The 21,440-nt window shown below is 67.4% G+C and carries 24 protein-coding genes; 15 read left to right on the top strand and 9 right to left on the bottom strand.

All coding sequences use genetic code 11. From position 1 onward, the window contains the following. Window positions 1-80: 80 nt before the first annotated feature. Window positions 81-1,127, bottom strand: a complete 1,047-nt coding sequence (locus tag ACFQRC_RS00315; RefSeq protein ID WP_379956572.1) for a potassium channel family protein — start codon at window positions 1,125-1,127, stop codon at window positions 81-83. Beyond that, entirely contained in the window at window positions 1,127-1,891 is a 765-nt protein-coding gene (surE, locus tag ACFQRC_RS00320) for a 5'/3'-nucleotidase SurE (RefSeq protein WP_379956574.1), read from the bottom strand. The genes ACFQRC_RS00315 and surE overlap by 1 nt, the downstream gene beginning before the upstream one ends. 103 nt (window positions 1,892-1,994) lie before the next feature. Between surE and ACFQRC_RS00325 the strand changes: the two genes are divergently transcribed. The 6 genes from ACFQRC_RS00325 (at window position 1,995) to ACFQRC_RS00350 (ending at window position 5,313) form a co-directional block, all read left to right on the top strand. Then, window positions 1,995-2,435, top strand: coding sequence for a host attachment family protein (locus ACFQRC_RS00325; protein ID WP_379956576.1), 441 nt, complete (start codon window positions 1,995-1,997; stop codon window positions 2,433-2,435). Between the two features lie 110 nt (window positions 2,436-2,545). Continuing rightward, the gene (locus tag ACFQRC_RS00330; protein ID WP_379956578.1) at window positions 2,546-3,124 is read left to right on the top strand and encodes a hypothetical protein; all 579 of its coding nucleotides are present in this window, start codon (window positions 2,546-2,548) and stop codon (window positions 3,122-3,124) included. A gap of 144 nt (window positions 3,125-3,268) precedes the next feature. Further along, window positions 3,269-3,646 (top strand): hypothetical protein, encoded by a 378-nt coding sequence (locus tag ACFQRC_RS00335; RefSeq protein WP_379956580.1) that lies wholly within the window; start codon window positions 3,269-3,271, stop codon window positions 3,644-3,646. A gap of 111 nt (window positions 3,647-3,757) precedes the next feature. Further along, window positions 3,758-4,027, top strand: coding sequence for a hypothetical protein (locus tag ACFQRC_RS00340; RefSeq protein ID WP_379956582.1), 270 nt, complete (start codon window positions 3,758-3,760; stop codon window positions 4,025-4,027). A 425-nt stretch (window positions 4,028-4,452) separates the two neighbouring features. Next, on the top strand, window positions 4,453-4,863 hold the full coding sequence (gene dksA, locus ACFQRC_RS00345; RefSeq protein ID WP_379960365.1) for an RNA polymerase-binding protein DksA: 411 nt from the start codon (window positions 4,453-4,455) through the stop codon (window positions 4,861-4,863). Between the two features lie 87 nt (window positions 4,864-4,950). After that, window positions 4,951-5,313, top strand: coding sequence for a hypothetical protein (locus tag ACFQRC_RS00350; protein ID WP_379956584.1), 363 nt, complete (start codon window positions 4,951-4,953; stop codon window positions 5,311-5,313). A 102-nt stretch (window positions 5,314-5,415) separates the two neighbouring features. On the opposite strand, the gene ACFQRC_RS00355 is transcribed toward ACFQRC_RS00350, so the two are convergent. Then, entirely contained in the window at window positions 5,416-5,571 is a 156-nt protein-coding gene (locus ACFQRC_RS00355; protein WP_379956586.1) for a YdcH family protein, read from the bottom strand. 158 nt (window positions 5,572-5,729) lie between these two features. On the opposite strand from ACFQRC_RS00355, the gene ACFQRC_RS00360 reads away from it, so the two are divergent. The 5 genes from ACFQRC_RS00360 (at window position 5,730) to ACFQRC_RS00380 (ending at window position 8,754) form a co-directional block, all read left to right on the top strand. Beyond that, window positions 5,730-5,942, top strand: coding sequence for a YdcH family protein (locus ACFQRC_RS00360; RefSeq protein ID WP_379956588.1), 213 nt, complete (start codon window positions 5,730-5,732; stop codon window positions 5,940-5,942). Between the two features lie 112 nt (window positions 5,943-6,054). After that, window positions 6,055-6,618: a tetratricopeptide repeat protein gene (locus ACFQRC_RS00365; protein ID WP_379956590.1), complete on the top strand. Its 564-nt coding sequence runs from the start codon at window positions 6,055-6,057 to the stop codon at window positions 6,616-6,618. 84 nt (window positions 6,619-6,702) lie between these two features. Beyond that, complete coding sequence (locus ACFQRC_RS00370; RefSeq protein ID WP_379956592.1) at window positions 6,703-7,137, top strand: DUF1465 family protein; 435 nt, start codon at window positions 6,703-6,705, stop codon at window positions 7,135-7,137. 40 nt (window positions 7,138-7,177) lie between these two features. After that, window positions 7,178-8,323, top strand: a complete 1,146-nt coding sequence (locus ACFQRC_RS00375) for an iron-containing alcohol dehydrogenase (RefSeq protein ID WP_379956594.1) — start codon at window positions 7,178-7,180, stop codon at window positions 8,321-8,323. After that, window positions 8,320-8,754 carry an acyl-CoA thioesterase gene (locus ACFQRC_RS00380; RefSeq protein ID WP_379956596.1) on the top strand — a complete coding sequence of 145 codons (435 nt, stop codon included), beginning with the start codon at window positions 8,320-8,322 and terminating at the stop codon, window positions 8,752-8,754. The genes ACFQRC_RS00375 and ACFQRC_RS00380 overlap by 4 nt, the downstream gene beginning before the upstream one ends. Here the strand turns inward: ACFQRC_RS00380 and ACFQRC_RS00385 are convergent. Further along, the gene (locus tag ACFQRC_RS00385; protein WP_379956598.1) at window positions 8,751-9,707 is read right to left on the bottom strand and encodes an NAD(P)H-dependent flavin oxidoreductase; all 957 of its coding nucleotides are present in this window, start codon (window positions 9,705-9,707) and stop codon (window positions 8,751-8,753) included. The genes ACFQRC_RS00380 and ACFQRC_RS00385 overlap by 4 nt on opposite strands. A 47-nt stretch (window positions 9,708-9,754) precedes the next feature. After that, window positions 9,755-11,413, bottom strand: a complete 1,659-nt coding sequence (locus ACFQRC_RS00390; RefSeq protein ID WP_379956600.1) for a ShlB/FhaC/HecB family hemolysin secretion/activation protein — start codon at window positions 11,411-11,413, stop codon at window positions 9,755-9,757. Window positions 11,414-11,602: 189 nt separating this feature from the next. Between ACFQRC_RS00390 and ACFQRC_RS00395 the strand changes: the two genes are divergently transcribed. Together ACFQRC_RS00395 and ACFQRC_RS00400 are read left to right on the top strand one after the other, a co-directional pair. Next, window positions 11,603-12,970, top strand: coding sequence for a FecR domain-containing protein (locus ACFQRC_RS00395; RefSeq protein ID WP_379956602.1), 1,368 nt, complete (start codon window positions 11,603-11,605; stop codon window positions 12,968-12,970). Window positions 12,971-13,021: 51 nt separating this feature from the next. Further along, complete coding sequence (locus tag ACFQRC_RS00400) at window positions 13,022-15,346, top strand: EAL domain-containing protein (protein WP_379956604.1); 2,325 nt, start codon at window positions 13,022-13,024, stop codon at window positions 15,344-15,346. 10 nt (window positions 15,347-15,356) lie between these two features. Here ACFQRC_RS00400 and pgmG read toward each other — a convergent pair whose 3' ends face one another. From pgmG to ACFQRC_RS00415, 3 genes are read right to left on the bottom strand one after another with little or no spacing between them, the layout of a single operon-like run. After that, window positions 15,357-16,739, bottom strand: coding sequence for a phosphoglucomutase/phosphomannomutase PgmG (gene pgmG / locus ACFQRC_RS00405; RefSeq protein ID WP_379956606.1), 1,383 nt, complete (start codon window positions 16,737-16,739; stop codon window positions 15,357-15,359). Window positions 16,740-16,763: 24 nt separating this feature from the next. Beyond that, on the bottom strand, window positions 16,764-17,180 hold the full coding sequence (locus ACFQRC_RS00410) for a J domain-containing protein (RefSeq protein WP_379956608.1): 417 nt from the start codon (window positions 17,178-17,180) through the stop codon (window positions 16,764-16,766). 2 nt (window positions 17,181-17,182) lie between these two features. Next, on the bottom strand, window positions 17,183-17,992 hold the full coding sequence (locus tag ACFQRC_RS00415; RefSeq protein ID WP_379956611.1) for a division plane positioning ATPase MipZ: 810 nt from the start codon (window positions 17,990-17,992) through the stop codon (window positions 17,183-17,185). A 77-nt stretch (window positions 17,993-18,069) separates the two neighbouring features. On the opposite strand from ACFQRC_RS00415, the gene panC reads away from it, so the two are divergent. Together panC and ACFQRC_RS00425 are read left to right on the top strand one after the other, a co-directional pair. Further along, entirely contained in the window at window positions 18,070-18,936 is an 867-nt protein-coding gene (panC, locus tag ACFQRC_RS00420; protein WP_379960367.1) for a pantoate--beta-alanine ligase, read from the top strand. Between the two features lie 81 nt (window positions 18,937-19,017). Further along, window positions 19,018-19,314, top strand: coding sequence for a hypothetical protein (locus ACFQRC_RS00425; protein WP_379956613.1), 297 nt, complete (start codon window positions 19,018-19,020; stop codon window positions 19,312-19,314). 1 nt (window position 19,315) lies between these two features. On the opposite strand, the gene ACFQRC_RS00430 is transcribed toward ACFQRC_RS00425, so the two are convergent. After that, window positions 19,316-21,388 (bottom strand): S9 family peptidase, encoded by a 2,073-nt coding sequence (locus tag ACFQRC_RS00430; RefSeq protein WP_379956615.1) that lies wholly within the window; start codon window positions 21,386-21,388, stop codon window positions 19,316-19,318. Window positions 21,389-21,440 lie beyond the last annotated feature (52 nt).

The raw sequence follows: 21,440 nt of genomic DNA on the forward strand, positions 1-21,440 counted from the left end.
GGGCAAGAGCGGCTTTTTCCTAGAGCACCCGTCAATTTCACCAGGCGGATTGGCAGGTTGTCTGAGCTTCGGCGCGGCGCTCAGCCGGCCTGGCGTTCCACCGCCGATGTCGGCAATATCTCGACGATGACGTCGCCGGGGATGAGCAAGTCCACTTCGGGCTCCCAGAAGCCGTAGGGCTTGCCGGCGCGGTAGACGCGGACGCCTATGCCCTCCGACACCTCCTTCAGCGACTTGCCGTGCTGATCGGGCCCGACCATCCGCTCGGCCAGCTTGACCCGGCCGTGGGTGGTCGCGAGGTCGGCGAGATAGTCGGCGATGTGCGCGCCGTGGGTGGAGCCGGCGAGCAGCAGGCCGGCGAAGCTCACCGGGTTGATGACCGTCGTCGCCCCCGCCTGCCGCGCCAGCAGCTCGTTGTCGGCGTTGCGCACCGCGACACTGATCGGGATCGATGGAGCGAGGTGCCGCGCGGTGAGCGTCACCAGGATCGAGGTATCGTCGCTTCCGGCCGAGACGATCATCGCGCGTGCGCTTTCGATGCGCACCGCCTGGAGCGTCTTGTCCCGGGTGGCGTCTGCCTCCATCACCGCGCAGCCCAGCGACTCGGCCCGTTCGAGCGCTTCGGAGTCCCCGTCTATGACGACGAGGTCCGACGGCGGGGTGCCGCGGGCGATGATCTCGTCGACGGCTTCCGAGCCGCTGGTGCCGAAGCCGGCGACGACGATGTGATCGCTGAGCTTTCCCTGAATGCGTGCCATGATCCATTTGTCCCATGTTCGGCGGAAGATGAACTGATAAGCGGTGCCGATGAAGATCAGCACGAAGAAGACGCGGATCGGCGTGACGATCAGCGCGTCGAACATGCGCGTGCGGTCGGTGACCGGCGCGATGTCGCCATAGCCGGTCGTGGTGATGCTGATCATCGTGAAATAAACGACGTCGCTGAAGCTCACATGGCCGTCGAAATTGTCCCTGAGGCCGGCGCGATCGAACCAGTGGACCGCGATGGCGAAGGCGATCAGACCGAGGATGAGGAGCACCCGCCAGCCGATCTGCGCCCAGACCGGAATACGACTCCTGCGCCGCAGGGAAACCCGGTCGGGGCCTCTGGGCCGCCGCCGCCGCATCAGGGATAGAGTTCCGCCAGCCGGCCCAGCGATGGACCATGAGTGAGATCCAGATGCAACGGCGTCACCGCCACATAGCCGTCGGCTATGGCCTCCAGATCCGTGGAATGGCTGGGCGTCGAGATCATCGGGCCGAGGCCGAACCAGAAATAATCATAGCCGCGCGTGTCGGTCCGCTGGACGAGCTTCAGCCGGCCATAGTCGCGCAGCCCCTGCTGGACGACCCGAACGCCTTTCACGTCGCCCGGGGGCAAAGCGGGGAAGTTGACGTTGACCAGGGTGCGCGGCGCCATCGGCGTCGAAATCAGCGGGCGCAGCACCTGTTCGGCCCACGCCTCGGCGGCGGCGAACGGCACGGTGTCGCCCATGCCCTCCCTGGCATAGCTCTGGCTGAGCGCGATCGAAGGGATGCCGGCAAGAGCGCCCTCCATCGCCGCCGACACGGTGCCCGAATAGGTGACGTCCTCGCCCAGATTGGCGCCGCGGTTGACGCCGGAGAGGACCAGATCGGGCGGATCGTCCTTCATGATGTGGGCGATCGCCATCATCACCGAATCCGTCGGCGTGCCGGTGACGCAGAAGCGGCGCTCGCCGAGACGGCGAAGCCGCACCGGCAGGGTAAGGGTCAGCGAATGGCCGGCGCCCGATTGCTCCTCGGTCGGCGCGACGATCCAGATATCGTCGGAAAAGGTCCGCGCGATCTTCTCCAGCACCTTGAGGCCGGTCGCGTTCACGCCGTCATCGTTGGTGAGCAGGATCCGCATCGGCCCAAGGCTATGGCCCTCGCCTTGGCCTGAAGCAAGCCTTTGGCCGGGCAACTATCGGCGCGTTTCCGGCGTTGTCCGGCAAAGTCAGAAGGAGATTGAAATGCAGGTTCCGCACAACAGCTTCGTGGTCGTCGCCGATGGCGAGAAGATGCTTTTCTTCCGCAACGAGGGAGACACGGACTATCCGAAGCTGGAGGTGGAGAGGAAGCGCGAGCAGGATAATCCCCCCGACCGCGACCAGAAGAGCGACGGCCCGGGCCGGGCCTTTTCGAGCGTCGGAAGCGCCAGAAGCGCCTTCGAGGAAGCCGATTTCCACCAGCTCGAGGAGAACCGCTTCGCCGCCGAGACCGCGGAGATGCTCAAGCAGCGCGCGCTGCGCAACGATTTCGATTCGCTGATCGTGGTGGCGCCGCCGCGCACATTGGGCGAGCTTCGCAAACATTATCACAAGGAGGTCGAGAAAAGGCTCGCCGGCGAGATCGCCAAGGATCTGACCGGCCATCCGGTCGAGGAGATTGAAAAAATCATCCGGGCGGAATAGCCTGCGGGCGTGGCCGGCTGAAGGCGGCGACGCTCCCCACCATAAAGCGAGACAGTTTCTGTTCAGTCTCACTGCTTTATAGTGGGTCAGGCAACCATTCAGGAGAGATCATGACCATCCGCAATATTTTTCTCGTTTCCGCGGCCATGCTGGCTTCGGCCGCGCTGGCGCAGCCGGCTTTGGCCCAGACGGCTCCCGCGGCCGCCCAGGCGGCGATGACCGTCGGCGCCAAAGTGGCCGACACCGCCGGCGGCGAAGTCGGCACGATCACCTCGGTCGACGGCGAGTTCGTCATCCTCAAGACCGACCGCCACGAGGTTCGCCTGCCGGTCGCTTCCTTCACCGCCGTCGAGGACGGCTACATCATGGCGATGACTCGCGCCGAGGTGAATGCCGCCGTCGAGCAGACATTGGCCTCCGCCGACAATCTGCTGACGGTCGGCGCGATGGTCCACGACACGAGTGGGGGTGTCGTCGGCTCGGTCGAGAAGGTCGACGCCCAGTTCGCCACGGTGAAGCTCGCCAGCAGCACCCTCGTGCAGCTGCCGGTCTCGGCGTTCGGCCCGGGCCAGAGCGGCCCGGTGATCGCGATGACGGCCGCCGAGCTCGAGGCCCAGGCCGGGGCCGCCACTCCGGCCGATGTCACGGCCGACACCGCCGCCGGCGCCGCCACTGAGGCCGCCGAATAAGCGACGTCCTGCCGGAAACAAGCGAAGGCCGCGCCTGAAGGGTCGGGCGCGGCCTTCTTCCTGTCCGGACTTCCGGGTGCTTATCCCGCCGAGCGGGCCAGCCTCCTCCGCGCGACCAGGGCAGCCGCGGCGGCGCCGAACAGGATGATGATGGGCGGTGCCGGCACCGGCACGCCGCCGGTCGAGGTGGTGGTCGAACCACCGCTCGAAGTCGAAGAGCTGGTGCTGCTCGACGTGGAGGAGCTCGTGCTGCTCGAAGTCGACGAACTGGTGCTGGTGCTCGTCCCGCCGCCGAAGCTGCTCGAGCTCGTGCTTGTCGAACTGCCGCCGGTGGATGTGCTCGTCGACGCCGTGAAGATGACGTTGCCGCTGCTGCTGCCTCCGAAGAAGCCGCCGCTGAAGAAGCCGCTGCCGAAGCCGCCGCTCGGACCGCCGCCGGTTACCACCGCCGCGCCACCGCCGCCGCCACCGCCCGGCATCACGACCGGCGGGAGCATTGGAAGCTGGGGCGCGGGCGCGTAGCTCACCGTGCGGGTGGTGACGGTGCTGCCGGGCGTCACCCTGCATTCGGTCTTCGCGACCTTCGCGATCTTCCGCGGGATCCGCTTGGTGTTGTAGGAACGCTTGACCGTCTTGGCGTTCGCCTTCTTGACGAGCGCGGGACGGGTCGGCGGATTGTCGACCGCGTGGACGGCGCCGCCGCCGATGATTGCCCCGCCGCAAGCGCAGGCCGCCAATTTCGCCAAGGCCATCTTTACCGACATGACATCTACCCTGTTCCGCGCTCCTGCCGCCGCCGGTAAGTTGACCCTGATCAACCGGAAGCCGCGTCGAGCTATGGAAACAGAGATGCCAAAGAAGCGCGGAAGAGCAAGCGCGTTAACCACGATGTACCGCCGATGACGGGACAAAACGGGCTTTCGGGCTTGTTCCGTCCCAACTGGGGACAGACTGTCATCAGGGGTGAACGCGCTTTTGTCCCAAGCTCTTTCATCGTCGTGGTTAATCGGCCGATTTCGACTCGGGGAGGGATGCGAGTCGCGGATGTTTCGTTCGGCGCGGATGGACCCCAATCGCCACGCGGGCGACAAAAATGTCACGCTTCCCTGGCAAATCCCATGCCTTTTTCAACCGCATTATGAGTGACTTGTGCTTCCCCTGTCGCGAAGCTATAGGCGCGCTGGGGCAGGTGCCGACGAAGTCGCAACATAGCGAACGGGGCATCGGGTTTGCGGGCGGCGCAAAGGCCGCGCGCCGAACGAGTGGAGGGGTTTATGGCTACGGCTCTCAGCGAAGTTTACGATCCGCGACGCAATCCGGCTCTGGCGATGGAGCCCGACGCAGGCTACCGGCCGAACGCCGGCGAAACGTTCATGAATTCCGTGCAGCTCGCTTATTTCCGCAGGAAGCTGCTCGACTGGAAAGAGGCGATCGTGCGGGAATCCCGCGATACGATGGCCCAGCTGAAAAGCGGTCCGATCCGCGAGGCGGACGTCACCGACCGCGCCTCCAGCGAGACCGACTGGGGCATCGAGCTGCGCACCCGCGACCGCCAGCGCAAGCTCATCGCCAAGATCGACGCGGCGCTGCGCCGGATCGAGCAGGGCGAATATGGCTATTGCGAAGTGACCGGCGAGCCGATCTCGCTGGCCCGGCTGGAAGCGCGGCCGATCGCGACGATGACGGTCGAGGCTCAGGAGCGGCACGAGCGACAGGAGCGCGTTTCGCGCGACGACTGACGTCGCGCGCCGACGTTAACGCGATCGCGACCTTTGATCGCTAAGGCGGGCTTTGGCCGCGCGCAGGCGGCCATGAAGGTGCCTGTCATGATCGAGACCAAGATTAGCAGGGGTAAGAGCGCGGACGCGGCCAGCCGCCGCGCATCCAGCCGCGACAGCCTGTTCCTTTCCGCCACCATCCGCCGCGTCCAGGATCCGGCGGTCGATCTGACGCCGGTGCGGGTCCGCAATCTGTCGGCGATCGGCCTGATGGCGGATTATCTGGACGTTGCCATCGCCGGCGACCCGGTCGTCGTCACGTTACGGGGCATCGGCGCGGTGTCCGGCAAGGTGGCCTGGGTCAAATCCGGGCGCATCGGCATCAACTTCGATGTCGAAGTCGATCCGCTCAAGGCCCGCAAGCCGGTGGTCCGGCCGGCGGCGCCGCCGATCAGGCGGCGCCCCCTCTAAGGCCAGTTCGACAAGGGTCGAATCGCTCTGGGTATTCCAGCTGCGATTTCCGAGCGGCTGGCTGATCCAGCCGGCTCGAAAACGCTCCAGGCGGCTCGGGCGCTAAAGGCCTTGGAGCGCCTCTTTCACTCTCAGCTTCTCTTTCTTCAATCGGGAGATCGTGGCCATGTCCGGATGGGGTCGCTGATTCTCTTCGGTGATGCGCGCGTCGAGACCAGCATGCTTGGTTTCCAGTGCGGACATATGCGCGTTCTGCATTCCCATCTCCTCTGCATGGCTGTCGGTATGAACGATTAGAACGTCGATTCCGGCGTTTGTCTCCTCCGATAAGACGGTCGCCCATGCCTGTACGACGACCCGTTCATGGCCTATCTATACCCCAGAATATGAAGCTTGAGTAGCGGGGAGCGAGAGGCATGACGGCACTCGAGGGCGGCGATCCGGCCGCGGCGTCCAGGCTGGCGCAGCTGAAGATGGAGCATCGCGATCTTGACGCCGCGATCGAAGCGCTTCGCGCCACGCTTTCCTCCGACCAGCTCCAGCTCGCCCGCCTCAAGCGACGCAAGCTCCGGCTGAGGGACGAGATCAGCGAGCTCGAGGACCAGCTCGTCCCCGACATCATCGCCTGAGACCCGTGTCGTTCGCAGAAGCGGACGTGTCGTTCGTCGAAAATCGCCCCGAACGACTTCGAGGGACGGCAATTTCGTGATACATTGTAACTCTCTCTCAAAGGAGGTCGCAATGTACGTCAAGGCTATGATCCTCTTGGGCGCTTCGCTGGCGTTGCCCGCCGCCGCTTTCGCCGCGTCGACCACGATCATGGGCAGCAATCCCCAGGCGCGAGCCTGCTATCTGGCCGCCGAAGCCACCGAATATTCGGATCCGCAGGCGGACGCTCTGGCTATCTGCAACAAGGCGCTCGGAAACCAGGCGCTCAGCTATCAGGACCAGCTCGCGACTCACGTCAATCGCGGCATCGTCGAATTCCGGCTGGGCATGTTCGACCGCGCCCTTCAGGATTTCGACGCGGCGCTGGCGATCGAGCCGAACCAGCCGGACGCTCTCATCAACAAGGGCATCACCATGCTGGCCAGCGGCGCCGGCATCGAGGAGTCGCTGCGGCTGCTCGACGCGGGCCTCGCCGGCGATCCGCACCGGCCCTGGGTCGGCTATTACGGCCGCGCGGTCGCGCATGAGCTCGCCGGACGCGACGCGGCGGCTTACGAGGATTACAAGCAGGCGCAGGAACTGAAGCCCGGCTGGGCGCTCGCCCGCCAGGCGCTCGCCCGCTTCTCGGTCAGCTGAGGCAATTTACCTTCTTTCGCCGTTCACCGCGGCCTCGCCTTGTGGCACAGTCGGTGAATGGCGATTGAGGAAGCCCGCAGCCGGATGACGCCCAGGCTGATAGATTCGCTTTATGTCGAGGCGATGGTGCTCGCCGACGAGGCGCGCGCTTATTTCGACCGCAACGGCCGCGACGACCGGATGGCGCTCGATCCGTTGGTGCGAGTCGGTTTTTCGTGCGAGTCGCTCAAGGTGACGACCCGGCTCATGCACATCATCGCCTGGCTGCTCACCCAGCGCGCGGTCGAAGCCGGCGAACTGACCCCGGTCCAGGCGCGCAAGCCCGCGCGGCGCCTGGGCGACGCGACCGACAGCGACCCCCTTTTGCTGGAGCAGCTTCCCGGCGCCGCCCTCCAGCTCGTCCAGGCGAGCAGCGAGCTTTACGCCCGGGTCCGGCGCCTCGACGAGGGAAGCGGCGGCATCGAGCCGCAGCCGAGCCCCGCGCGAAGCCTGCTCAGCCGCCTCGAGCGCTCGCTCTGATATTGCTTGCCGGTCCCCGGCGGCGCTAGCATCCTCCACCATGAAGCGGTTCGAATTCAGCTACGGCCCCAGACTGATCGCCGGCGCCGGGTCCGCCGCGCGACTGGGGGAGCTGCTTCCCGCCGGTCCCTGCCTGTTCGTCACCGACTCTCGGATCCTGGAACTCGGCCTTGCCGATGGGGCGCTCGGCTCGCTCGAAGAGGCGGGCGTGGTTCCAGCCATATTCGATGGCGTCGAACAGGATCCTTCCCGCGATACCGTGATGGCGGCGGTGGTGGCCGGGATAAGGCGGGGATGCGCTTCCGTCGTCGGATTCGGAGGCGGCAGCCCGATGGATGTCGCCAAGCTCGCCGCCTATCTGATCGGTAGCGGCGACGATCTGGACACGCTTTGGGGCGTCGGCAAGGCGGCGGGCGCGCGCCTGCCGCTCGCGCTCGTGCCGACCACCGCCGGCACCGGGTCGGAAGCGACACCGGTCGCGATCGTCACGGTCGGGGGCGCCGAGAAGAAGGGGGTGAGCAGCGCCGCCTTGGTCGCCGACTGGGCAATACTCGATCCCGACCTCACCCTCGGCCTGCCGCGCGCCGTCACGGCGGCGACCGGAATCGACGCCATGGTGCATGCGATCGAGGCCTATACGTCTGCGCACAGGAAGAATCCGGTGTCGGACATGCTGGCGCGCGAGGCGCTGCGGCTGCTCGCGGCCAATCTGGGCAAGGCTTGCGACGCGCCGCAGGATGTTGCCGCGCGCGAGGCCATGCTGCTCGGGGCCCATTTCGCCGGAATCGCCTTCGCCAACGCGCCGGTGGCCGGCGTCCACGCGCTCGCTTATCCGTTGGGCGGACATTTCCACGTGCCGCACGGCCTCTCCAATGCGCTCATGCTGCCCCATGTCCTCGGCCACAACATGCATGAAGCCATGACGTCATATGCCGAACTCGGCGCCTTGCTCGACCCGAAGCTGGCCGATCTGGGGACGCAGGCGCGGGCGCGCGCATTCGTCGAGAGGCTGCGGCAATTGTCGCTCGACGCCGGCCTGCCGCAGCGCCTCCGCGATGTCGGCGTGTCGCCGCACCATCTCGATCTGCTGGCGCGCGAAGCGATGAAACAGGAAAGATTGCTGGTGAACAATCCCTGCCCGATCACCGAGGCGGACGCCCGCCGGCTCTACGAGGCGGCGCTGTGAACCGCGAGGCGCTGAACGGTCGCGCTCATTACCGCGCCTGGCGGGAGATTGGCACGCGCTGGTCGGACAACGACATTTACGGCCACATCAACAATATCGTCTATTATGGCTGGTTCGACACGGCGGTGAACGCCTGGCTGATCGAGGCGGGGCTGCTCGACATCGATCGGGGGGACCTGATCGGCCTCGTCGTCGAGACCGGCTGCCGCTACGCCAGCCCGCTTTCATTTCCCCAGCGCGTGGATATCGGACTGGCCGTGGAGAGGATAGGAAAGACAAGCGTTTCCTATGCCTTGGGCGCATTCTCAAAGAATGCGGATGAAGCGTCGGCGGCGGGGCGGTTCGTCCATGTCTACGTCGACCGCCAGAGCCGGAGACCCACGCCCCTGCCCGAAGCCTGGCGGAAAGCCCTGGAATCGATCGCCGTCTAGCTCGAAAGGAGGCGCGACCTCGCCTCGGCATATTGCGAGATGAGGAGGGCGACATAGTCGGCGGCGGGCCGGACCCGGTCGATCGCGCCGATGCCTTGCCCCGAGCCCCAGATGTCCCGCCAGGCCTTGCTCCCGCCGGCGGAGCCGAAATCCATCGTCTTGAGATCGCCCTCCGGCAGATTGTCGGGGTCGAGCCCGGCGCTCACGATCGATCCGCGCAGATAATTGCCGTGGACGCCGGTGAAGAGGCTCGAATAGACGATATCGGAGGCACGCCCGTCTGTAATTCCAGACTTATATTCGATACTTGCATTGGCTTCTTCAGTCGCGATGAAAGGCGAGCCGATATAAGCGAGATCGGCGCCCATCGCCTGTGCGGAGAGGATGGCGGCGCCCGTCGCGATGGCGCCGGAGAGGATAAGCGGCCCGTCGAACCAGTCTCGTATCTCCTGGACGAGCGCGAAGGGCGACAACCGCCCGGCATGGCCGCCGGCTCCGGCCGCGACCGCGATCAGCCCATCCGCGCCTTTCTCCACCGCCTTGCGGGCGAAGCGGTCGTTGATGATGTCGTGCAGGGTGATCCCGCCCCAGCCGTGAACGCCGGCATTGACCTCCTCGACCGCGCCGAGCGAGGTGATGACGATCGGCACCTTCCATTTGGCGCAGGTCGCCATGTCTTCGTGCAGCCGGTTGTTGGAGCGGTGGACGATCTGGTTGACCGCGAACGGCGCGGCGGGGGTCTCGGGATGATCCCTGTCCCAGGCGGCGAGCTCCTCGGTGATGCGGTGAAGCCATTCGTCGAGCAGCGATTGCGGCCGGGCGTTGAGCGCCGGGAACGAGCCGACGATGCCGGCCTTGCACTGGGCGATCACCAGGTCGGGGGAAGAGACGATGAACAGCGGCGCGCCGATGACCGGCAGGCGCAGGCGACTGAGAAGCGGGGGGAGGGCCATTGCCTTCCCTTAACGTAAAGCCGGGCCGCGTCAACGCGGCGCGGTCTTCAGAAGCGCGCGCCGAGGGTGAAGGAGACGCGCGGGTCGCGGCTGCCGCGCGAGAAGGGGCTGTCGCCGAGCGGGAAGCCGATTTCCAGGCCGGCCTGGAACGTGCCGAGCGAGAGTCTCGCGCCGCCACCGGCCGAGGCGAGGGTGGCTCCACCGCGGCCGTCGCGATAATTTCCCACCGAGCCGGCGTCGGCATAGCCGTAAAGCTGGGCGGCCTTGACCGGCCGCGGCAGCTTGGCGAGGTCGAACCGAATTTCCGCGGAGGCGGCGACGCCCTTGTCGCCGGAGGCCTCGCGATAATCGTAGTTGCGCAGGAAGTTGCGGCCGCCCAGGCCCATTTCCTCGCTCGACAGCAACGGCCGCGACGCAATCTGGCCCTCGCCTTCGAGCTGGAGGCTGAAACGGCCGCCGAGCGGGCGGACATATCGCGCCCGGGCTTCGAGCTTGGTGAAGATCGCGCTGCCGTCGGCGCGGGACGCCCGAAGGTCGCCGGCGCGGGTCGCATCGAAGGCGCCCGTCCCCTGAACCAGCGCCACGCGCCCGTGCAGATATCCATCGCCGGCCCTGGCATTGGCAAGCAGGCTGGCCGTGAGGGTCGCGAGCCGGTCCTCGCGCAGGGTGAGCTCCCGTCGGGTCTGCTGCGAGTCGCGAACGGTGAATTCGATGCCCGTCCAGACGCTCACCGCGCGAGAGCGGAGCAGAGGATGGCTGACGCCAAGGCTTCCCTCGACGCTGTCGCCGACGATATCCCGATCCGACAGCACTCCGCCCGGCCGCGAGTGGGCGACATAGGCCTGGACGCCGATCATCGTGCCGTTCGTGCCGAGCCCCTTTTGATAACCCGCCCGCACCAGCTGGAACTCGCGCGGCTGCAATGGCGTCAAGACGCCGCTGATGGTCAGCCGGTCATCGTCCGCGGCGACGCCGTTTATATCTGCAACCAGCATGAGGTTCACCGGCCCGACGGTCGAGGATCCCCAATTGTCGAGATAGGCCCGGCCGCTCACATGGTCACGCTGGGTCTTCACATGCAGGATGTTGCGGCCGTCGCGTCTTTCGAGCCGCGCTTTGCCGACCCAGACGCCGGCGACGTCTCCCGCCAGCAGCAATCGCCTTTCGAGCTCCGCCGTGCGAACTGGCCGCCCGTGGACGAGAGGCGCCAGCAGGCGTCGGGCGACCCTGTCGGCGCTTCCCTCCGCCTCGATCGCATCGATCCGCCCTTCGTCGATCACCACCCGGAGCACGCCGTTCGACACGCGCTGCGGGGGAATCCAGGCCGTCGCCAACCCGTAGCCCGCGCCGCGCGCGACGTTGGCGACATCCGAGGCGAGCGTGCGCATGTCCGAGGGCGACAGCAGGCGGCCCGCATAAGCCGATATGACGGCGGCGAAGGCCGCGGGGGGCAACGCCTCCGCGCCTTCAATGCGGATCGCGCCGACGACGACGGAAGAGGATACCGCCACCTCGGATCGCGCCTCGCTGCGGACGACCGGACGCTCCCTGGACGGGCGTTCCAGTAGTTCCTCCGGCCGCAATTCGTCCTCGACGACCGAGGGATCGGCGCGGTCGGCGGGCGTCTGGGACGCGAAGGCGGGCGCCTGCCCGAATGAGAGCAACGCCAGCGCGGCCAGTCCTGATCGGATGCCTTTAAGCGTCATTGCGGAGGCCCGTTCTGTTCCTCCGCCGCCCATAAAGCCGCCACTTATAATTTTTCGTTATGATGCAGCGGATTACCTGTCGGTTAACTGCTCCTCTTAGACTACTGGCAAGCGCTCCAGGCTTATGCCGCACCGTGAGAACGTCTCTCAACCGCCGCTTCCGAGCGGCTCGTCTGAGGAAGCAACGTTATGCGGAGAATCGTTTGGGGCATGGCGCCGGTCCTGCTCGCCATGCATGGCGGCGCGCTTGCTGCCGAGGCCGATTGGAAAATCAGCGAGATCGCCGGTGACGTTCGCGTAACCCAGAATGGGCATTCCCGAGCGGCCGTCAGGGGCGCGCTTCTGTCTTCGGGCGCGACCATCGTCACGGGCGCGAAAGCCCGCGCCGTCATCGTTCGCGGCGAGGAGTTCGTCGTGATCTCGCCGCGCACCCAGATCCGCGTTCCGGCCGCCGACGCTCCCAGCAAGATCATGCAGATCATCGAGGATTTCGGCACGGCGATCTTCAACATCAAGAAGAAGAGCACGCCGCATTTCGGTGTCCAGACGCCCTATCTCGCGGCGGTCGTGAAGGGGACGACGTTCACCGTCACGGTCGGCGAGGAGGGGGCTTCCGTCCAGGTCACCGAGGGCGCGGTCGAAGTCGCCACGCTCGATGGCGGCGCCAGCGATCTCATCACTCCCGGCGAGATCGCCCAGATCGGCGCCCGCGATCTTTACCAGCTCACCGTGCAAGGCGAGGAAACCAAGACGATCCGCTCGGAAAGCGGCCCCGCCGCGGGCGGTGTCACGGCCAGGCCGAGGCCCGCCGAAGCCGGTTATTCCGGACCCTCGAGCACAAGCGTGCGGATATCCGCCCCGGTCTCGGAAAATCCCCAATCCCTGTCCGAAATCACCGACGGCCTGCTCAGCGGCGACGCCACCTTGCAGCTGGCCGCGGCCGACATCGTCACCCAGGCGCGCGACATCGCCGGCGAGCCCGACCGTCCGCAGCCCGAACCCGAACCGGAGCCAGAGCCGCAACCGCTCCCGCCGCCTGAACCTGAGCCCGAGCCGGAACCCGAGCCGGAACCTGAGCCAGAACCTGAGCCTGAGCCGGAACCCGAGCCCGAGCCCGAGCCGGAGCCGGAACCGGAACCTCAGCCTGAGCCGGAGCCGGAGCCGGAACCCGAGCCCGAGCCCGAGCCAGAACCCGAGCCGGAACCAGAGCCGGAGCCTGAGCCTGAGCCCGAGCCAGAACCCGAGCCCGAGCCTGAGCCTGAGCCTGAGCCTGAACCCGAGCCCGGTGATGACGACGATCACGATGATGATGGCGGCGACGACGATGCTGGCCACGGGAATGATGACGACGGAGATGACGAGGACAATCCCGGTGGGAATGATGTGCCCCATGGGGGTGTCGGCAGTGACGATCCGGGTGCTCCGGTTGGACCGAGGCCGGAATCGCTGCCCGGGCTCGATGCGCTCGTCGGCGAGGAGGGTTTGCTCGACGGCGCCGGCCGGATGGTGGACGCCGCCACCGACCGCTTGCCCCTACTCGACCGCAGTCCGCGATAAGGAGATCAAAGCCGCCCGCCGGGTCGTCCCGCGCGGGTGGACCACGGCCCCATGCAAACCCACCTGACCCGCATTGGCCCCGCCTTCCGGCGCTGGCGCAAGAGGCTCATCTTCTGGGTGCCCAGCTTGCTGGGCGTGCTGCTTCTCGTCAGTGGTAGCGCAGCGGGGTTCGATCAGTTTTTGAAGAACTTGCGGGACGAAGTTCGATCGCATTCCGCGAGCGGCGACATCCATATCGTGGAGATCGACGCCCGCAGCCTGGCGGCGCTGGACCGGTGGCCGTGGCCACGCTCCATCCACGCGGCGACGATCGACCGACTCCACCAGGCGGGGGCGCGCTCGATCAGCTTCGACGTGGATTTTTCCGCGACATCCGATCCCGCGCAGGACGCGCTGCTCGCCGCCGCCCTCGGCCGTGCGGGCGGCAGTGTGGTCCTGCCGACATTTCGCCAGCAGGCCGGCGCCGGTTCATCAGACTATATCGACAATGTGCCCGCCAAGCCGTTTGAAGGAAAGGCATTCCTCGCCGCCGTGAACGTCGTCCCCGACGCCGATGGTTATGTACGGCATATGCCGCTCGGCGTCGCCACCGCCGGGACGCCGCGCCCTTCGCTCGCCAGCATGGTGGCGGAACGGCAGGCCGAGGTCGGGCGGCAATTCGCCATCGACTTCGCCATCGAGCCGGCGACCATCCCCCGCCACAGCGTCGTCGACCTGATCCGGGGCGAGGTATCGGCGGCGGCGCTCGCCGGAAAGCGGATCGTGGTGGGCGCGACCGCGGTCGAGATGGGCGACCGCTACGCCATCCCCCGCCACGGCGTCATCCCCGGGGTGGTCATCCAGGCGCTCGCGGCGGAAACCCTGCTCGCCGGGCCGGTGCCGGAGCGCTGGAGCCCTTCATGGACGCTGGCATTCGCCATCTTGCTCCTGGCCCTGGTCGCGCGGATGAATTCGCGTCCGGCCCGGATCATCCTGTTGTTGGGCGGCGGCCTCACCATGCTGCTGCTCCCGCTGGTCACGGAGGCGGCGTTCGCCATAACGCTGCCGGTCGCGCCGGCGCTGGCCGCGCTGGGCGCCGCCGCTCTGCTCGGCGCCGCCGGCTTCCTCGGCGAGCAATATCTGCGGCGCGCGCTGACCGACGAGGCAACGGGACTGCCCAATCTGGCCGCGCTCGAGATCGCGGCCGCCCGCGGACCCGCCAATATCGTCGTCGCGCGGATCGAGCGGTTCGCGGCGATCGCGTCCGGGATCGGCGCCGACGCCGCGGCGCGGCTCGTTCTGCGGGTGGCCGAGCGCCTGGCGTTCGCCCATGGCGGATCGGACATCTACCGCACCGACGATGCCAGCCTGGCCTGGATCGAGCGCCCCGGCGACGAGGAGAGCCTCGAGGACCGCATCGACGCTTTGGCGGCGGTGATGCGCTCGCCGGTCGAGTGCGGGCGCCTGATCGACGTGGCGCTCGCCTTCGGGCTGGCGACGGGCGAGGAGGTCGATGCCAAGCAATTGGTGGCGAACGCGTCACTGGCCGCCCTCCATGCGTCGCAGAGGGGGGTGCGCTGGGAACGCTTCCTCGATGCGGACAGCGACGAGATAAACTGGCATTTGTCGCTGCTCGGCGAGCTCGACGCCGCCATGGCTTCGGGTCAGCTATGGAACGCCTATCAGCCCAAGCTGGATATCCGCTCCGGCGAGGTCGTCGGCGCCGAGGCGCTGGTGCGCTGGCTCCATCCGCAGCGCGGCCCGATCCCGCCGGACAGCTTCATCCCTTTGGTCGAGCAGCATGGCCGCGCGCGGGATCTCACCGCCCATGTCCTGCATCAGGCGCTGGAGGATGCCCTCCACTGGGAGCGCGCCGGCCATCCCCTGGGGGTTGCGGTGAACGTTTCGGCGACCCTGCTCGCCGACCACGAATTCATCGAATATGTCGGCCAGATGCTGCGGGGCAGCGGCGTTCCCACCCATCGCGTGACCATCGAAGTGACGGAATCGGCCGCCATGAACAGCCCAGAAAAGGCGATCGCCGCGCTGGAGAGCTGGCGCGCGCTCGGCGTCAGCATCTCGATCGACGATTACGGCACGGGCCAGTCCTCGCTTGGCTATCTGCAGACGCTCCCCGCCACCGAGCTCAAGATCGACAAGAGCTTCGTCCAGACGATCGGCACCGATACGCGCAACGCCATCATGGTGCGCTCGACCGTGGCCCTCGCCCACGAGCTCGGCATGAAGGTCGTCGCCGAAGGGGTGGAGGACGCCGCCTGCCTCCAGCTATTAAGCGAGATGGGCTGCGACACGGCGCAGGGCTACCACATCTCACGGCCGATGTCCGGCGATTCCCTGGTCGATTTTCTCGCCGAGCGGACGCGCGCCGCGGCCTGATCCGCGCGCTTCAGTGACCCGCTTGCGGACCCCGTTCCAGCCCCGACAGGGCGAGCTGCTCGTCGATCTGGCCGACGAGGCGGTCGAGGCCCTCGCGGTCCTTCGCCTCGGCGCGGGCGACCAGCACGTCCTGCGTGTTGGAGGCGCGCAGCAGCCACCAGCCGTCGTCGGTGTTGACCCGGGCGCCGTCGGTGCGGTCGACGGTCGCGCCGCTCGCTTCGAGCCGTCCGAGCACCTCCTCGATCACCGGGAATTTGCGGCTCTCGTCGACCTGGAAACGCATCTCGGGCGTGTTGACCATGTCCGGCATGGCGGAGCGAAGCGCGGTCAGCGACCCGCCGAGTTGGGTGACCGCGCGGATCAGGCGGACGGCGGCGTAGAGCCCGTCGTCGAATCCGTAATAATCATGGGCGAAGAAGATGTGCCCGCTCATCTCGCCGGCGAGCGGTGCCCCGGTCTCCTTCATCTTCGACTTGATGAGGCTGTGGCCGGTCTTCCACATCAAGGGCTTGCCGCCCAGTTCTGAGACCCGGTCGTAAAGCGCCTGGCTGGCCTTGACGTCGGCGATGATGGTCGCGCCGGGCACGTCCGCGAGCACCGGCTCGGCGAGGACGGCCAGCAGCTGGTCGCCCCAGACGACCCGGCCTTCGCCATCGACGGCGCCGATCCGGTCGCCGTCGCCGTCGAAGGCGATGCCGAAATCGAGATTGTTCGCGGCGACGAGCGCCTTCAGATCGGCGAGGTTCTTTTCCTCGGTCGGATCGGGATGATGGTTGGGGAAGCGGGCATCGACGTCGGTGAACAAAAGATGGTGCTCGCCGGGCAGGAGGGCGGTGAGCTTCTCCACGACCGGGCCGGCCGCGCCATTGCCGGCGTCCCAGCCGATGCGGAACGCGCCGCCGTCGAAATTGCGGAGCAGGCGGTCGACATAAAGGTCCATGATGTCGGCCTCGCCGACGGTGCCGCTCCCGGCCTCCCAATCGCCCTCCGACGCCATGACGCCAAGCGTCTGGATGTCCTCGCCGAAGAAGGCATTGCCGAACATCACCATCTTGAAGCCGTTATAATCGGCGGGATTGTGGCTGCCGGTGATCATGATGCCGCCGTCCACCTCGAGCTCGGCCTCGGCATAATAGAGCATCGGCGTTGGCCCGAGCCCGATGCGGGTGACGTCGACGCCGCTCTCGTTCAGCCCGCGGATCAGCGCCTTTTCGAGGATGGGCGAGCTCTCGCGCCCGTCATAGCCGACCGCCACTCTCGTGCCGCCGCCGCGCCGCACCAAGGTCGCGAAGCCGCGCCCGATCGCATAGGCGTCCGGTTCTCCCAATGTCTGCCCGACGATGCCGCGTATGTCATATTCGCGAAGCGAGGTCGGGTGGAAATGATGGCTCATGGTGACTCCGTCTGGGTGGGGGCTTCAGGACGCGCGGGGCGTCCGGCGGTGCAGTTCGGCGACCAACGTGTCGCGGGCGGCGTTGACGCGGTTGGCGAGATCGGCGGAGCCGCCTTTGTCCGGATGCACTTTCGCGATCAGCCGGCGGTGGGCGTCGCGTATCTCGGCGAGGTCGGCGCCTTCGTCGATGCCGAGCAGCTGGCGGGCCTCGGCGACGCCGATGGCGGGCCGGCCGGTGCGTTTCCTCCGGTAGAAAGCCCACAGCGCCGCGCCTGTCATCAGCGGCAGGCCCAGGACCGGCTTCCCCGTCGTCGCGAAACGCAGGCCGAGCAGGAAGGCCGCGCCGGCGACGCCGTCCTCGAACGTCAGCCCCTTCAGCCGGTTCGTCCACCAGGCCCAGCCGATCCCGGCCGCGATCAGCAGGAGCAGGGCGATCGGCACGGTCAGCCGGCCGCGGCGGCGCGCAGAGGCGCGGGCGCGTTCTGCTCGTCAGGAAGGCCGAAGCCGGCGATCATCTCGCGCAGTTCCTGGCGGGCGGCGATATGGCTGATGCCGACATTGCCGAGCTGGGCCAGGTCGAGCAGGGTCAGGCCTTTGGGAAAGAGCTCGCGATAGACGACGCGCTCGCCGAGGCCGGGTATGACCCGGAAGCCGACGCGGCGCGACAATTCGTCGAGCGCGGCGCCGACCCGGCGCATGTTCTTCGCCTCGACATATTGGAGGCGGTTCCTGAGCAGCACCCAGTCGACGCTGGCGCCGGTCGTCTTGGCCTTCTGGGTGCGGCTGTTCCAGACCAGCTCGGCATAGAAGCTCGGCCGGCGGATCCTGTACGTCTCGGGGTCGACCTCGCCGATGAGGTCCAAATCGACGAAACTGTCGTTGATCGGGGTGACCAGGGTATCGGCGCGCAGCATCGCCTCGCGGGCGTGGGGATCGTCGCGGCCGGGCGTGTCGATGACGACGACGTCCGCATCCTCCGACAGCCGCTCGAGCTGGGCGTCGAGCGCTTCGCCCTTGGCCGGATCGAAGGTGTCGTAGGCCGGCATCGGCAGCGCGATGCCGAGCCGCGCGATCGAGGCGGCGCGGTTGTCGAGATAGCGGCCCAGCGTCCTCTGCCTCGTGTCGAGATCGATCGCCGCCACCCGGCGTCCGGCGGCGGCGAGCGCGACCGCGCTGTGCACCGCCGTGGTCGATTTGCCGGTCCCGCCCTTTTCATTGGCGAACACGATGAAATGCGGCCTCGCGCCAGCCATGTCCCTTTTCTTCCCCCTCTTGATCTCGCCGCGGCGCGCCCGCAAAGACGGCGCCTGGATGAATAGGCTCAGCCTGTATCGGAGGCCATCGGGCCGTGCAATTAATCCGTGAAATAGATGCCCTTAGAAGCGCGGTCGCAACAGTCCGCGCGGATGGCGGGACGGTCGCCCTGGTGCCGACCATGGGCGCGCTCCATGCCGGCCATATGGCGCTGGTCGCGGAGGCGAAGCGGCGCGGGGCGCATGTTGTGGCCTCCATCTTCGTCAATCCGACCCAGTTCGGGCCGAACGAGGATTTGTCGCTCTATCCACGCCGCGAGGCGAGCGACGCGCGGATGCTGGAGGAGGGCGGTTGCGCGATCCTGTGGGCGCCGGACGTGGCGGTCATGTACCCGGATGGGCACGCCACCAGCGTCCGCGTCTCGGGCGTCAGCGACGATCTCGACGGCGCCGCCCGACCCGGCCATTTCGACGGCGTCGCGACGGTGGTCGCCAAGCTTTTCAATCAGGTTCGCCCCGATATCGCCTTGTTCGGCGAGAAGGATTATCAGCAGCTCGCGGTCATCCGCCGCATGGCCCGCGACCTCGACTGGCCGGTGGAAATTATCGGCGTTCCCACGCAGCGCGACGCCGACGGTCTCGCCCTTTCCTCGCGCAACCTCTATCTGTCGGACGAGGAGCGGGTCGCCGCCCGGATGCTGCCGCGCGCTTTGGGGGAGGCGGCGCAGGCGATCCGGGACGGCAAAGCGGTCGCCGAGGCGCTCGGCGCCGCGCGCGAGAGGCTTGCCGCCGCCGGCTTCGATCCGATCGACTATGTCGAGCTCCGCGATGCGGGGACGCTGGCGCCGCTCGCCACGCTGGATCGCCCCGCGCGGCTGCTGGCGGCCGCCCGGCTCGGCAGGACGCGGCTCATCGACAATCTTCCCGTCCTCCCGGCCGATTGAAATCGTCACCCGGCCGTTAACCATTTCTTTGGACCCTGTGGCCGACACTCGACCCTGACAGCAAACCAATGGGGGCATGTCATGGGGAACAGCCTGAAGACCGCGACTTTCCTGATGGAGAGCCGGCTCGCCGAAGCGGCCCGCGGCAACGCGGACGCGCTCTACGAATTGGGCGTCGCTTATTCCACCGGATCGAGCGGCATCGATGTCGACCTCGTCGAGGCGCATAAATGGTTCAACCTCGCGGCCTTGAACGGCAGCGGCCGGGGCCAGGAGAGCCGCGCCGAGATCGCCGAGGAAATGACCGCGCGCGAGATCGCCGAGGCCCAGCGCCAGGCCCGCGCCTGGCTCGCCGACACCGTTCGCCGCGCCGCCTGATCTATTGCGCCGCCGCCTCGGACGAGGCGGGGGCTCCGTCCTTATATCTGTCGAACCAGGCGAGGATCGCGCTCGCCTTGGCGCCGCTCTGCGAAGGCCGCGCGGCGATGCCGCCATGGCTGGCGCCGGGCACCTTGACCAGGGCCGTCGGCACGCCGACCAGATGGAGCGCGGTATAATATTGCTCGGCCTCGCTCACCGGAGTGCGATAATCCTCGCTGCCGACGACGACCAGAGTCGGCGTCTTGACGTTGCCGACCAGCGACAGCGGCGACCGGTTCCAATAAGCCTGCGGGTCCTCCCACGGTAGCTTGGCGAACCAGTAAGGCGAGTAATAATTGGATCCGTCCGAAGTCAGAATGAAGCTCGCCCAGTCGATCACCGGCTTCTGCGTCGCCGCGGCCTTGAAGCGGTCGGTCTGGCCGATGATCCAGGCGGTCAGCACGCCGCCGCCCGAACCGCCGGTGACGAACAGCCGGTCGGGATCGGCATAGCCCTGGGCGATGGCGGCATCGACGGCGGCCATCAGATCGTCATAGTCGCGGCCGGGATAGGCATGGTGGATCTGGTTGGCGAAATCGGCGCCATAGGAGGTCGAGCCGCGCGGGTTGACCGAGAGCACCGCGTAGCCGGCCGCCGCGTAGAGCTGGTTGTCGGTGGCGAAATGCGGGCCGTAGGCGGCGAACGGGCCGCCATGGATTTCCAGGATCAGCGGATGGCGCTGGCCGTCCGAATGACCCGGCGGCAGAGTGAGCCAAGCGTCGATCGGGCGATTGTCGAAGGCGGTGGTCGGGATCTCGATGACCTCGCCCAACCTCTTGTGATCGAGGAGGGCGGCGTTGAGCCGCGTCAGCTGCCTTTTCTCGCCGCCGCTCACCAGGGCGATATCGGCCGGGCGGGTCGCGCTGCCGCTGGTGACCGCTAGGGCGCCATTGTCGGCGACGCTGAACGCGCCCCCGGTATAGGGGCGATCGAGCGACCCGCCGCTGAGGCCGTCCGCGACGGTGCGGAGGGAGCCGTCGAGCGACACGCGCGCAATCTTGGTCGTGCCTTCGTCGTCATAGCTCACGTAGACCGAGCGGCCGTCATCGGCCCAGACCGGAGAATCGACTCTTCGGTCGAGGTCGGCGGTCAGCGCGCGGCGGCCCGAGCCGTCGCGGTTCATGACGTAAAGGATGCTGTTCTGGTAGCCGAGCTTCTCGTCGTCGAAACCGACATAGGCGATCTGCCGTCCGTCCGGCGACGCGGCCGGGCTGGCGTCCGGCCCGTCCCTGTCGGTAAGGGCGGTCACGGCGCCGCTGGCGATGTCGAGGGCGTGGACCTCGGTGTCGACCGGCTCGCGCTCCCACTCCGGCGATCGGTTGCCGCTGAAATAGAGGGTTCGGCCGTCGGCGCTCCAGGATAGCGGCCCCTGATCGTTGACCGCGCCGAACGTGAGCTGCCGCGGCGCGCCGCCCTCGGCCGGGACCAGGAAGATGTGGCTGTAGCCGGGCTTCAGATAGCCTTCGCCATCGGCGCGGTAGGTGACGGCGGTGTGGATTTCGAGCGGCTCTCCCCAGGTCGCGCCCTCGGGCTTGGCGGCGGGCTTGCCCAGCTTCATCCCTTCGTCGGGGACGAACATCGAATAAGCGATCCACCGTCCGTCCGGCGACCAGGCGAGGCTCGAAGGCGAATCGGGCAGGCCGGTGATGCGAACCGCTTCGCCGCTCTCCATCCAGCGGACATAGAGCTGCGGCGCGCCGCCCTCGGCCGTCGAGATATAAGCGAGGCGCGTGCCGTCCGGCGACCAGAGCGGCTGGCTATGGGCACCTGGCCCGGCCGCGATCGGAAGCTGCCGGCCGGTGCGCGTGTCGATCAGCCACAGGCTCGGCCGCATCCGATCGGTCATGATGTCGCCGGACCTGCGGACATACACGATCCGGCTGCCGTCGGGGCTGATCCGGGGGTCGGCCGCGACCTGGAGCGAGAAGAGGTCGCGCGGCTCCAGCAACGGCGATGCCCTCTGCTCCGGAGCGGCGAGGGCCTGTCCATTCGCCGCCACCGCCAACGCCGCGGCGCAAACCCATTTCAGCATCGCCCATCCCCTTGTTCGCTGTCGCCGCGGTCATAGGGGTCCGAAAGCGGCC

Origin of the sequence: Enterovirga sp. GCM10030262, assembly GCF_042666435.1 — a bacterium.
Classification (GTDB): Bacteria; Pseudomonadota; Alphaproteobacteria; order Sphingomonadales; family Sphingomonadaceae; genus Allosphingosinicella.

Coding starts and splice junctions, on each gene's coding strand:
- dksA (WP_379960365.1), top strand. CDS start 4,453: ATGGAGCCCGACGCAGGCTACCGGCCGAACGCCGGCGAAACGTTCATG.
- ACFQRC_RS00390 (WP_379956600.1), bottom strand. CDS start 11,413: ATGACGCTTAAAGGCATCCGATCAGGACTGGCCGCGCTGGCGTTGCTC.
- ACFQRC_RS00400 (WP_379956604.1), top strand. CDS start 13,022: ATGCAAACCCACCTGACCCGCATTGGCCCCGCCTTCCGGCGCTGGCGC.
- ACFQRC_RS00325 (WP_379956576.1), top strand. CDS start 1,995: ATGCAGGTTCCGCACAACAGCTTCGTGGTCGTCGCCGATGGCGAGAAG.
- ACFQRC_RS00415 (WP_379956611.1), bottom strand. CDS start 17,992: ATGGCTGGCGCGAGGCCGCATTTCATCGTGTTCGCCAATGAAAAGGGC.
- ACFQRC_RS00385 (WP_379956598.1), bottom strand. CDS start 9,707: ATGGCCCTCCCCCCGCTTCTCAGTCGCCTGCGCCTGCCGGTCATCGGC.
- ACFQRC_RS00350 (WP_379956584.1), top strand. CDS start 4,951: ATGATCGAGACCAAGATTAGCAGGGGTAAGAGCGCGGACGCGGCCAGC.
- ACFQRC_RS00335 (WP_379956580.1), top strand. CDS start 3,269: ATGATGATGGGCGGTGCCGGCACCGGCACGCCGCCGGTCGAGGTGGTG.
- ACFQRC_RS00365 (WP_379956590.1), top strand. CDS start 6,055: ATGTACGTCAAGGCTATGATCCTCTTGGGCGCTTCGCTGGCGTTGCCC.
- ACFQRC_RS00395 (WP_379956602.1), top strand. CDS start 11,603: ATGCGGAGAATCGTTTGGGGCATGGCGCCGGTCCTGCTCGCCATGCAT.
- ACFQRC_RS00355 (WP_379956586.1), bottom strand. CDS start 5,571: ATGCAGAACGCGCATATGTCCGCACTGGAAACCAAGCATGCTGGTCTC.
- pgmG (WP_379956606.1), bottom strand. CDS start 16,739: ATGAGCCATCATTTCCACCCGACCTCGCTTCGCGAATATGACATACGC.
- ACFQRC_RS00375 (WP_379956594.1), top strand. CDS start 7,178: ATGAAGCGGTTCGAATTCAGCTACGGCCCCAGACTGATCGCCGGCGCC.
- ACFQRC_RS00370 (WP_379956592.1), top strand. CDS start 6,703: ATGACGCCCAGGCTGATAGATTCGCTTTATGTCGAGGCGATGGTGCTC.
- surE (WP_379956574.1), bottom strand. CDS start 1,891: ATGCGGATCCTGCTCACCAACGATGACGGCGTGAACGCGACCGGCCTC.
- ACFQRC_RS00425 (WP_379956613.1), top strand. CDS start 19,018: ATGGGGAACAGCCTGAAGACCGCGACTTTCCTGATGGAGAGCCGGCTC.
- ACFQRC_RS00430 (WP_379956615.1), bottom strand. CDS start 21,388: ATGCTGAAATGGGTTTGCGCCGCGGCGTTGGCGGTGGCGGCGAATGGA.
- ACFQRC_RS00330 (WP_379956578.1), top strand. CDS start 2,546: ATGACCATCCGCAATATTTTTCTCGTTTCCGCGGCCATGCTGGCTTCG.
- ACFQRC_RS00360 (WP_379956588.1), top strand. CDS start 5,730: ATGACGGCACTCGAGGGCGGCGATCCGGCCGCGGCGTCCAGGCTGGCG.
- ACFQRC_RS00315 (WP_379956572.1), bottom strand. CDS start 1,127: ATGCGGCGGCGGCGGCCCAGAGGCCCCGACCGGGTTTCCCTGCGGCGC.